General features: G+C 71.7%; 7 protein-coding genes and 1 pseudogene. 1 reads left to right on the top strand and 7 read right to left on the bottom strand.

What is annotated here, in order from left to right:
• Nucleotides 1-183 precede the first annotated feature (183 nt).
• From AC6F7H_RS19270 to AC6F7H_RS19245, 6 genes and pseudogenes are all read right to left on the bottom strand, one after another.
• Nucleotides 184-1769 (bottom strand): annotated as a pseudogene (locus AC6F7H_RS19270) (alkaline phosphatase D family protein).
• 466 nt (nt 1770-2235) lie between these two features.
• Nucleotides 2236-3672 (bottom strand): GTPase ObgE, encoded by a 1437-nt coding sequence (gene obgE / locus AC6F7H_RS19265; protein WP_500758179.1) that lies wholly within the window; start codon nt 3670-3672, stop codon nt 2236-2238.
• 119 nt (nt 3673-3791) lie between these two features.
• Nucleotides 3792-4046, bottom strand: coding sequence for a 50S ribosomal protein L27 (gene rpmA, locus AC6F7H_RS19260; RefSeq protein WP_057615924.1), 255 nt, complete (start codon nt 4044-4046; stop codon nt 3792-3794).
• A 14-nt stretch (nt 4047-4060) separates the two neighbouring features.
• Nucleotides 4061-4381 carry a 50S ribosomal protein L21 gene (gene rplU, locus AC6F7H_RS19255; protein WP_500758178.1) on the bottom strand — a complete coding sequence of 107 codons (321 nt, stop codon included), beginning with the start codon at nt 4379-4381 and terminating at the stop codon, nt 4061-4063.
• Nucleotides 4382-4612: 231 nt separating this feature from the next.
• Nucleotides 4613-4999: an ankyrin repeat domain-containing protein gene (locus tag AC6F7H_RS19250; RefSeq protein ID WP_500758177.1), complete on the bottom strand. Its 387-nt coding sequence runs from the start codon at nt 4997-4999 to the stop codon at nt 4613-4615.
• A 116-nt stretch (nt 5000-5115) separates the two neighbouring features.
• Nucleotides 5116-6579 carry a catalase gene (locus AC6F7H_RS19245; RefSeq protein ID WP_109379081.1) on the bottom strand — a complete coding sequence of 488 codons (1464 nt, stop codon included), beginning with the start codon at nt 6577-6579 and terminating at the stop codon, nt 5116-5118.
• Nucleotides 6580-6771: 192 nt separating this feature from the next.
• Between AC6F7H_RS19245 and AC6F7H_RS19240 the strand changes: the two genes are divergently transcribed.
• Nucleotides 6772-7185 (top strand): Fur family transcriptional regulator, encoded by a 414-nt coding sequence (locus AC6F7H_RS19240; protein ID WP_500758176.1) that lies wholly within the window; start codon nt 6772-6774, stop codon nt 7183-7185.
• 122 nt (nt 7186-7307) lie between these two features.
• On the opposite strand, the gene AC6F7H_RS19235 is transcribed toward AC6F7H_RS19240, so the two are convergent.
• Nucleotides 7308-11522, bottom strand: a complete 4215-nt coding sequence (locus tag AC6F7H_RS19235) for an Rne/Rng family ribonuclease (protein WP_500758175.1) — start codon at nt 11520-11522, stop codon at nt 7308-7310.
• Nucleotides 11523-11558 lie beyond the last annotated feature (36 nt).

Below are 11558 nucleotides of genomic sequence, written 5' to 3'. Positions count from 1 at the left end.
GAACCGCGGATCTTCGCCCGCCGAGGGCGGGACTGCACCATTTCTTCATATTCGGGAGCACCGCAAAGGGTGAAGCGCCCGACAACCCGAAATTCGGCTGGTCCGCCCGCTCTTTGCGGGGGAATTCCATATGAAGATCCGGCGGTTTTTCGGTATCGGCGGGTGCGGGACGACGGCCGGTGGTCACACCAGGTGGACGCCGGGGCGGCCCGCCTCCACCCGCAGCCGGGCCAGCGTGCGCGGTGTGGCCCGCGGCTGCACCACGGTGTCCACCACCCGCACCCGCGCGTCGACGCCCTCGCTGCGCACGTCGAACAGGTGGTAGCCGCGGTGGGCGTCGAGCAGCTTCCAGTGCGGGTTGTCCGCGCGCCGCGGGTCCCACTGCTCGCGGAAGACGGCCTGGTCCTGGTCGCCGTTGCTGGAGATGGAGGTGCCGACGAACTCGGCGCCCACGACGGCGGACTTCGGGTCGGCGAAGTCCGCCTTGAGGTCGCTGACCATCGTGAGGTGGCGGTCGCCGGTGAGCACGACGGGGTTGCTCACCCGCCGGAACTCCTGCAGCAGCGCGTTTCGTTCGGCCTGGTAGCCGTCCCAGGCGTCGTGGAACCAGAGCTTGCCGGGACCGACCTGGAGGTCCGTCTCGGCCATCATGATCTGGGAGGCGATCAGGTTCCAGCGGGCGGGCGAGTGGCGCAGCCCGTCGACCAGCCACCGCTTCTGGGCGGCGCCGAGCATGGTCAGCGCGGGGTCCTGGGCGCCTTCCTGACTGGTCGCCTGGTCGCTGCGGTACTGCCGGGTGTCCAGCACGTCGAGCCGGGCCAGCCGGCCGAACTCCAGCCGGCGGTACATCCGGATGTGCGGACCGTTCGGGACGGCGCTCGCGCGTACCGGCATGTGCTCGTAGTACGCCTGGTAGCCCGCCGTCAGCCGGGCCGTGAACGCGTCGTGCGACTGCTTGTCGGGGTCCTGCGGGATCTCGCCGGCGAAGTCGTTGTCGATCTCGTGGTCGTCGAAGGTGACCACGAAGGGCGCGTTCGCGTGCATGGCCGCGAGGTCCGGGTCGGAGCGGTACTGGGCGTACCGGTTGCGGTACTGGGTCAGGCTGTACGGCTCCCCGGACCCCTCGTGGCGGCGCACGCCGGTCGCCGACGGGTTGGACTCGTAGATGTAGTCGCCGACGAACACGACGACGTCCGGGTCCTGTTCCAGCATGTCGGCGTACGGCGTGAAGTAGCCGTGCTGCCAGTTCTGGCAGGAGGCGAGCGCGATCCGCAGCCTGCCGCCCGCGCTGTGCGCCGGGGGCGCGGTACGGGTGCGGCCGGTGCGCGAGAGCTGCCCTTCGACGCGGAAGCGGTACCAGTACCGGGTGTCGGGGCGCAGGCCGCGCACGTCGACGTGGACGCTGTGCCCGTGGGCGGGCCTGGCCCAGGCCGTGCCCCGGCGGACGACCTTCTTGAAGCGGGCGTCCTGGGCGAGCTGCCACTCCACGGGCACCGGGAGGTCCGGCATGCCCCCGCCGTTCAGGGGGTCGGGAGCGAGCCGGGTCCACAGCACGATCCCGTCGGGCTGGGGGTCCCCCCACGCCTTCAAGGCAGTGGGGGAGGATCGCCGGAGGCGACACCGAGGCTGAACACCCCGTCGGGCAGTGGTTTCCGCTCCGCGGCCCGAGCGGTGGCCGGCAGCCACAGCTGGGCGGAGGCCGCGGCGCCGAGCACGGCGGCGCCGACGGTCAGAACGCGTCGGCGGTCGGGCGAAACTGTTCCGGACATCAGCGAACTCCCCTGCCTCGCAAGCGTCTTGGACACGGGGAAGCTCGCCGTCCGGGAGGTCGGGGCACTGAACACAACAGTGCACGTACATGACAAAAAGAAAGACAACGGAAAACCCGCCCCGGCACGGGAACATCGCGTTGCCCGGACAGGTCCTGAAGGTGAGCTGCGGACGGCGGGCCGCGGCACCGGCCGCCCGGTTCGGTCACCGTAATCCGTCAGGAGCGTGCCGCGAGCCCGGCACGCTCCTCACGACAGACCCTGCGACCTGTCCGGCCTGGCGTCTCCGCAGGCAACGTTCGCCCCGTCGCGACGCCCGGCACGCTCCCCCGAGCTCTCGGCTTCTCCCCCGAGTTCTCGGCTTCTCTCGAACAGGGGGGACCCCCATGAACAGGGGGGACCCCCATGAGCAGGGGGCACCCCCATGACGCCGCTCCTTGACGGGCGAACGCCGCCTGCCGAGGCACTAGAACGGCTTGAAGTCGCCGTACTCCCGCTCGGTCTCGTCCCGTTCGGCCTGCCGCTCGCGGCGTCGCTGGGCAGCCGGGCGGGGCGCCTCGAAGCGGTGGTCCTCGCCGCGCCGGCCGAGCATCTCCGCACCGGCGGTGACCGTCGGCTCCCAGTCGAAGACGACCGCGTTGTCCTCGGGGCCGATGGCGACACCGTCGCCGGACCGGGCGCCGGCCTTCACCAACGCGTCCTCCACCCCGACCCGGTTGAGCCGGTCGGCGAGGTAGCCGACGGCCTCGTCGTTGTTGAAGTCGGTCTGGCGGACCCAGCGTTCGGGCTTCTCGCCGCGCACCCGGAACAGTCCGTCGTCCTCGCGGGTGACGGTGAACCCGGAGTCGTCCACGGCCTTGGGCCGGATGACGATGCGGGTCGCCTCCTCCTGCGGCCTGGCGGCCCGCGCCTGGGCCACCGACTCGGCGAGCGCGAACGACAGTTCCCGCAGCCCGAGGTGGGCGACGGCGGACACCTCGAAGACGCGGTAGCCGCGCCCCTCCAGGTCGGGCCGGACCATCTCGGCGAGGTCCTTGCCGTCCGGTACGTCGGTCTTGTTGAGGACGACGATGCGGGGGCGGTCGTCGAGGCCGCCGTACTGCCGCAGTTCCTCCTCGATGATGTCGAGGTCGGAGACGGGGTCGCGGTCCGACTCCAGCGTCGCGGTGTCCAGCACGTGCACGAGCACGCTGCACCGCTCCACGTGCCGCAGGAACTCGAGCCCCAGGCCCTTGCCCTGGCTGGCGCCCGGGATGAGCCCCGGCACGTCGGCGATGGTGTAGACGGTCGACCCGGCGGTGACGACGCCCAGGTTGGGCACGAGGGTGGTGAAGGGATAGTCGGCGATCTTGGGCTTGGCCGCGGAGAGCACGGAGATCAGCGAGGACTTCCCCGCGCTCGGATACCCGACCAGTGCCACGTCGGCGACGGTCTTCAGTTCCAGGACGATGTCCTGCAGGTCCCCCGGCACACCGAGCAGCGCGAACCCGGGCGCCTTGCGCCGTGCGGAGGCGAGGGCGGCGTTCCCGAGCCCGCCCCGGCCGCCCTGGGCGGCGACGTACGAGGTCCCGTTCCCGACCAGGTCGGCGAGCACGTTGCCCGCCTTGTCGAGGACGACGGTCCCGTCCGGCACCGGCAGGACCAGGTCCTGACCGTCCTTGCCGCTGCGGTGGCCGCCCTCGCCGGGCTTGCCGTTGGTGGCCTTGCGGTGCGGGGAGTGGTGGTACTCGAGGAGCGTGGTCACGGACTGGTCGACGGTCAGGATGACATCGCCGCCCCGCCCGCCGTTCCCGCCGTCCGGTCCGCCCAGCGGCTTGAACTTCTCACGGTGGACGGAGGCACAGCCGTGGCCTCCGTTACCCGCGGCGACATGCAGTTCGACGCGGTCCACGAAGGTGGTCATGGGGGGGTGCCTCCAGAGACAGTGCGGTGTACGTGTGTACGTGTTTCCTGGTTCAACACGCGAAAGGCGGACCCGCCTTCCCGCCAGGGAAGTGAGGTCCGCCTCGCGAAAGCTTCCGATCAGGCGACCGGAACGATGTTCACGACCTTGCGGCCACGGCTGGTGCCGAACTGCACCGAACCGGCCTCCAGGGCGAACAGCGTGTCGTCGCCGCCACGACCGACGCCGGCGCCGGGGTGGAAGTGGGTGCCGCGCTGGCGGACGAGGATCTCACCCGCGTTGACGACCTGACCGCCGAAGCGCTTCACGCCGAGCCGCTGGGCATTGGAGTCGCGACCGTTCCGGGTGGACGATGCGCCCTTCTTGTGTGCCATCTCTCCTCAGTCCCTTACTTCGCAGCCGTGGGGATCTCAGTGACCTTGATCGCCGTGTACTGCTGGCGGTGGCCCTGACGACGGCGGTAGCCGGTCTTGTTCTTGTAGCGCAGAATGTCGATCTTCTGGCCCTTGTGGTGGTCCACGACCTCGGCCTGGACCTTGACACCGGCCAGCACCCACGGGTCGCTGGTCACGACCTCGCCGTCGACGAGGAGCAGGGTCGAGAGCTCGACCGTGTCGCCGACCTTGGCGGTGGAAATCTTGTCAACCTCAACGATGTCGCCGACAGCAACCTTGTGCTGGCGACCACCGCTGCGCACGATGGCGTACACGCGGATCTCTCTCTCACTCGATGAACGGCACCCCGCAGGCCAGCTGCCCGACAGACACACGGGCAACCTCTCCCGAGCCGACCCGCGCCCGGGAGGAAGAGGTTTACGGGGATGTGGCGTCCCGATGGACACGCCGACGGTCAAGGTTACGGGGACGTGCCCCGACCGGTCAAACCGGGCCCGGTCGATCGGTGGACACCGTGCCGGACGGGGGCGGCCCCGCCCGGTGGATCAGCTCGCGAGCAGGTGGGCGCGCCCGAACATGGCCGCCGCGACCCGAGCGGTCGGCGTGCCGGAGTCCAGATCCGCACCGGCCTCCCGCAGCACCTCGACCACCTCGTCCGCGCCCTTGAACAGGGCGCCGGCGATGGGTGCCTGGTCCCGGGCGTTGCGCAGGTCGGGGTCGGCGCCGAGCCGGAGCAGAGCCCGTACGGTGTCGGCGTGGCCGTGATAGGCGGCGAGCATGAGCAGGGTGTTGCCGGCCGCGTCGGTCACGTCGACCGGCAGCCCGTGCTCCACGAACCCCGCCAGCTCCTCGGTGCCGCCCTCCCGGGCCAGGTCCATGGCGATGGCCACGACGCGTTCCGTCTGCTCAGGAGTCAGACTGCCCCTGCTCATGTGAATCCCTCCTGATCACGCGGTTGTGCTGGTCATGTCTGTGAGGGCACCGGGCGGTGACGGCGCACGCCCGGGCGCGGTGCGGCATGTACCGCGGTTCCCTCGAACGGCGAGGCTCAGAGGTTGCCGGCGGCCAGGGCCTCGATCGCCTTGCGGACGCCTTCGCCGTAGGCCGGGTCGGCCTGGGTGCAGTTGGCGATGTGCCGCTCGACGGTCTGCTCCGAGGCGCCGTTGATGGCGCGCGCCGTGTTCTCGAAGAGAACCTTCTGCTGCTCGGGGCTCATCAGGCGGAACAGGTTTCCGGGCTGCTCGAAGTAGTTGTCGTCGTCCTCACGGAAGTTGAACCGGTCGGCGACGGCACCCACGGCCAGGCTCGGCTCGCGGTAGGCCGGCTGGTCGGCCCAGCGGCCGTAGGAGTTGGGCTCGATGCCCGGGGTGGAGCCCTGGTTGCCGTCGACCCGCATGGCGCCGTCGCGGTGGTAGGTGTTCACCGGGTTCTTCGCGGCGTTGACCGGGATCTGGTGGTGGTTCACACCGAGGCGGTAGCGCTGGGCGTCGCCGTAGGAGAAGAGGCGGCCCTGCAGCATCCTGTCGGGCGAGTAGCTGATGCCCGGCACCACGTTCGCCGGGGTGAAAGCGGCCTGCTCGACGTCCGCGAAGTAGTTCGCGGGGTTGCGGTTGAGCTCCCACTCGCCGACCTCGATCAGCGGGTAGTCCTTCTTCGACCAGACCTTGGTGAGGTCGAAGGGGTGGAAGCGGTAGTTCTCCGCGTCGGCCTCCGGCATGACCTGGATGAACAGCTTCCACTTCGGGAAGTCGCCGTTCTCGATCGCCTCGTAGAGGTCGCGCTGGTGGGACTCGCGGTCCTTGCCGACCAGGGCCTCGGCCTCGGCGTCGGTGAGGTTCTTGATGCCCTGCTGGGTGCGGTGGTGGAACTTGACCCAGAACCGCTCGCCCTCGGCGTTGATCAGGCTGTAGGTATGCGAGCCGAAGCCGTGCATGTGCCGGTACGAGGCGGGGATGCCGCGGTCGGACATCACGATCGTGACCTGGTGCAGGGCCTCGGGGAGGTTGGTCCAGAAGTCCCAGTTGTTCTCGGCGTCGCGGAGGTTGGTGCGCGGGTCGCGCTTCACCGCGCGGTTGAGGTCCGGGAACCTCAGCGGGTCGCGGAAGAAGAAGACCGGGGTGTTGTTCCCGACCAGGTCCCAGTTGCCCTCGTCCGTGTAGAACTTCAGGGCGAAGCCGCGGATGTCGCGCTCGGCGTCGGCCGCGCCGCGCTCACCGGCGACGGTGGAGAACCGGGCGAACATCTCGGTCTTCTTGCCGATCTCGGAGAAGATCTTCGCGCTCGTGTACTGCGTGATGTCGTGGGTCACCGTGAAGGTGCCGAACGCGCCCGAGCCCTTGGCGTGCATCCGGCGCTCCGGGATGACCTCGCGGTCGAAGTGTGCGAGCTTCTCCAGGAACCACACGTCCTGCAGGAGCATCGGACCGCGCGGACCGGCCGTCAGGGAGTTCTGGTTGTCGGCAACCGGCGCGCCGGCAGCCGTGGTCAACGGCTTCTGGTTGTTCTCGGTCAAAGCTCGCTCCTCGGTGTGTGGTTCTTCGCAGGGGGTCAAGGCCTGGCGGTCCTGGCCGTCCGAGCGTCCGCGCGCGCTGCTCCGCAGCCCGCATCAAGACCTACCCTATGTTAGACATGGTCTAAGTCAAGGCGACATTCAGAACCATATCTGTTCTTGAGATGGGATCAATCGCTGGTTAGGGTGACGTACATGAGTGATCTCTTGAAGAGGCTTCGGGAACGCGGCTGGCGCCTGACCGCGCAGCGACGCGTTGTGGCCGAGGTTCTCGGCGGGGACCACATCCATCTGACCGCCGACGAGGTGCACGCGCGCGCGGTGGAGCGGCTGCCCGAGATCTCCCGGGCGACGGTCTACAACACCCTGGGCGAACTGGTGACGCTGGGCGAGCTCGTCGAGGTCTCGACCGACCACCGCGCCACGCGCTACGACCCGAACGCGCACCGGCCCCATCACCACCTGCTCTGCGACCGCTGCGGCACCATCCGCGACGTGCACCCGGCGGGCGACCCCCTCTCGGACCTTCCGGAGTCGGAACGCTTCGGATACACGCTCGCCGACGTCGAACTGACCTACCGCGGAATCTGTCCGGACTGCACGGCCTGACGCCGTTCACGGCGCGACCCGGCGGAGGCCGCGACCCGGCGGAGACGCCGAGAGGCGCGGGGCACCGGCTGTCACCGGTGCCCCGCGCCTCTCGGCGTGCCACCCCTGGGGGCGGCTCCTGATCAGTCCTCCGTCGACGCCGTGACCGAGGGCGAGGGCTGCTGGGCCGCTGCCGCGGCCTTCTTCGCCGTCGTCTTCTTCACGGCCGTCTTGGTGGTCTTGGCCGCGGCCTTCTTGGCCGTCGTCTTCTTGACGGCGGTCTTCTTCGCCGTCGTCGTCTTCTTCGCGGCCGTCGTCTTCTTGGCCACCGTCTTCTTCGTGGCGGCCTTCTTCGCCGTGGCCTTCTTGGCCGCCGCGCGGGCGGTCTTCTTGGCCGGAGCCGCCTCGTCGGCGACTGCCTCGTCGGCTCCCTCGGCGGGTGCCGTCGCGGTGACGGCCGCTGCCGCCTCGTCCGCCGGGGCCGTCTCCACCACCGGGGCCGACGGGACGACCACGACGGCCGCCTCCTCGGACGCGGTGGACACGGTGGGCTTGCGCACCGCACGGCGGCGCGGGCGGGGCGGGGCGGCGGTGTCGGCGGCCGGCTCGGGCGCCTCGGCCGGGGACTCCTCGGCCACCGGCTCCGGCGCCTGCTCGGACGTCGCAGGGGCTGCGTCCACAGCGGACGCCGTGTCCGCCGTGTCCGCGATCGTCACCACCGCGGCCTGCGCACCCGCCGGGGAACCGGCCGGCGCGGACACCTTGCGGGTGGCCCGGCGACGCGTACGGCCCTGGGGAGCGGCGTCCTCGGCAGGCGCTGCCGCGGCGGCGGGCGCCTCGACGACCGGGTCCTCGGCGGCGGCCGGTACGGCGTGCGCCTCGGCGGCCGGCTCCGGCTGGACCGGGCGTGCGGTCTCCTCGGCGACCGTCGTCTCCTGAGCCGTCGGCACCTCCGCGCCGGACCCGTCGGGTCCGGACCCATCGGCGACCACGGCGGCAGCCGGCTCGCGCCGGGGCTGCTCGCGCCTCGGCGCGCCCGCCGGGGCCGAGGCCCTGCGGCTCACCCGGCGACGGGTACGTCCGCGAGTGGCCGCGGCCTCCGCCTCGGCGGCGCTGCTGTACAGCTCCTCGTCCGGCGTGTACTCCAGGGCCGGAAGCGCGACCGGCGCGGCGACCTCGGCGGCCACCTCGGCCGCCGTCTCCGACTCCGCTTCCGCCTCCTGCTCCGCCGTCGGGACGGCGTCGGCCTCGTGCTCGTGGACATGCTCCCCGGCACCGGCCCGCGCCCGCTTCCTGCGCTTGCCGCCGCCTCCGGCGGAGGTGGGCTGGTCCAGGTGGACGACGACACCACGCCCGTTGCAGTGGACGCAGGTCTCCGAGAACGACTCCAGCAGGCCCTGGCCGACCCGCTTGCGGGTCATCTGCACCAGACCCAGCGAGGTCACCTCGGCGACCTGGTGCTTCGTACGGTCCCGGCCCAGGCACTCCAGCAGGCGCCGCAGCACCAGGTCCCGGTTGGACTCCAGGACCATGTCGATGAAGTCGATGACGATGATGCCGCCGAGGTCGCGCAGCCGCAGCTGGCGCACGATCTCCTCGGCCGCCTCCAGGTTGTTCCTGGTGACCGTCTCCTCGAGGTTGCCGCCCTGACCGGTGAACTTTCCGGTGTTGACGTCGATGACGACCATCGCCTCGGTCCGGTCGATCACCAGCGAACCACCGCTGGGCAGCCAGACCTTGCGGTCGAGCGCCTTGGCGAGCTGCTCGTCGATCCGGTACGTGGCGAAGACGTCGACCTCGCTGGTCCACCTCTGCAGCCGGTCGGCCAGGTCGGGCGCGACGTGCGCGACGTACCCGTGGATGGTCTCCCATGCCTCGTCGCCGCTGACGACGACCTTGGAGAAGTCCTCGTTGAAGATGTCCCGCACGACCCGGACGGTCATGTCCGGCTCGCCGTACAGCAGCGACGGCGCGTTCGAGCTGCCACCGCTCTTGGACTTCTTCTTGATCTCCTCCCACTGCGCCTGCAGCCGCTCGACGTCACGGCGCAGCTCGTCCTCGCTCGCGCCCTCGGCGGCGGTGCGCACGATGACACCCGCGTCCTCGGGGACGACCTTCTTGAGGATGGTCTTCAGCCGGGCCCGCTCGGTGTCGGGCAGCTTGCGGCTGATGCCGGTCATCGAACCCTCGGGGACGTACACGAGGTAGCGGCCCGGGAGGGAGACCTGGCTGGTCAGACGGGCACCCTTGTGCCCGATCGGGTCCTTCGTCACCTGGGCGAGGACCGACTGGCCCGACTTCAGCGCGGCCTCGATCCGACGCGGGCCGTTGGCCATGCCCAGCGCCCCGAAGTTGACCTCACCGGCGTAGAGCACGGCGTTGCGGCCCTTGCCGATGTCGATGAACGCGGCCTCCATCGACGGCAGCACGTTCTGCACCTTGCCGAGGTACACGTTGCCGACGTACGAGGTCGCCTGCTCCTTGTTGACGTAGTGCTCGACGAGCACCCCGTCCTCCAGGACGCCGATCTGCGTACGGTCGCCGTACTGCCGGACCACCATGACGCGCTCGACGGCCTCACGGCGGGCCAGGAACTCGGCCTCGGTGATGATCGGGACGCGCCGGCGGCCCTGTTCACGGCCTTCCCGGCGGCGCTGCTTCTTCGCCTCCAGGCGGGTGGAGCCCTTGATGGACTGCACCTCGTCCGACGGCTCGGCGGGCCTGCGCGGTTCGCGGACCTTGACGACGGTGCGCTCGGGGTCGTCGGTGGAGGTCTCGGCCTCGCCGCCGCTGTCCCCGGCCCGGCGACGCCGGCGACGACGGCGCCGGCTGCTGCTGGAGCCGCCCGCGGTGCCCGCCTCGTCACGGTCCTCGGCCGACTCGTCGGCGTGCTCCGTGTCGTCGGCGGACTGGTCCGCGCCGTCCTCGGCGCCGTCCTCGGCGCCGTGCTCGGCGTCGTGCTCGGCGCCGGTGCGCTCGGTGTCGTCCCCGGGCTCGCCGCCCTCGGCCTCCGCCTCGGCGGACTCGCCGCGCCTGCGGCGACGGCCACCGCGGCGACGGCGACGGCGGGAACCGGCCCCTTCGCTCTCGTCGTGGTCGTCGTGGTCGTCGTCGGAGAGGCCCTCCGCCGACTCGTCGGTCTCCGCGTCGTCGGCGGACCGGTCCTCGTCGTCCTCGACGCGGGCGGCGGCAGCGGCCGGGACCGCGTCGGTCTCGTCCGCCGCGCCCCGACGGCGACGGCGGCGGCGCGAGGCGGTGGGCTGCTCCTCCGGGAGCTCCTCGGTCTCCTCCGGCTGCTCCGGCTGCTCCGGCTGCTCCGGCCTACCGGCGGCCTCGGCGGCCGCTTCGGCGGCGGCCCGCTCCGGCGTCTGGAACTGGGGCTCGGTGAACACGGGAGCCTGGAAGACGGCGACGGCGGGACGGGCGGGGCGCCTCGACGTCCCGGTCTCGGCCCCGGCCGCGGCGGATCCGGTGGCCGGCCGGGCGGGCTCGGCGAACCCGGCGGCGGCCTTGCGGACCGTACGGCGACGGCGGCGCGGAGCGGCGTCGTCCGCGGCGGGCTCGGCTGGTGTCTCGGAGACCGCGGTCTGCCCGGTGGACTCGGTCACGGGAGCCTGCGCCTCCTCGGCGGGGGAGGCGGCGGCCTCGGCGGTCGCGGGCGCGGAGACGCTGCGCGAGGCGCGGCGCCGGGTGCGGCGGGGAGCCGCGTCTTCGGCAGTGTCGGTGATGTCGGTGATATCGGTGATATCGGCAGTGACAGCCGTGTCGGCGGCCTGGGCGGTGCTCGCGGGCACGGCGCTCTCCGCCGGTTCGGTGGCCTCGGTGACGGTGGCCGTCGGCGAGGTCACACGGCGCGTCGCACGACGGCGCGCGCGCGGCGGGGCGGCGTCCCCGGCGGGCTCGGCCGGCGCCGCCTCCACGGCGGGCTCGGCGGCCGGAGCGGCCTGAGCAGCGGGGGTCTCGGCCGTCGGCACGACGGTCTCGGCGGCCTTGGCCGACGCCGGTGTCCCGGCGGGCGAGGTTGAGCGGCGCACCACACGGCGACGCCGAGGCGGAGCGGCGGTGTCCGTGGCGGCCGGTGCTTCCTCCCGGGCTGCCACCGGCTGCGCGGCGGCCTCGGCCTCGGTGCCCTCCTCGGCCGCGAGCTCGTCGTTCTCGTCGAGCGGCTCTGCGGGCTCAGGAGACTCAGGGAACTCGGCGGCCGGTATGGCCGACGTGACCGTCTCGGCCTCCGTGCCGGTGCCCGCCGCGGGCGGACCGGCCGGACGGGACGCGGCCCGTCGCCGTCGGCGCGGCGGCAGGGTGTCGCTGGGGCTGTTCGGTTCGAAGCCCTCTGTGGGCTCGGTCGGTTCGAGCATGCGGGGGTTTCTCCCGTCAGGCTCCCGGGCGCCGCA

Source organism: Streptomyces sp. MMS24-W38 (assembly GCF_059889265.1).
Note: the sequence above shows the minus strand (reverse complement) of the source record. Positions and strands in the feature narration are given on the sequence as shown.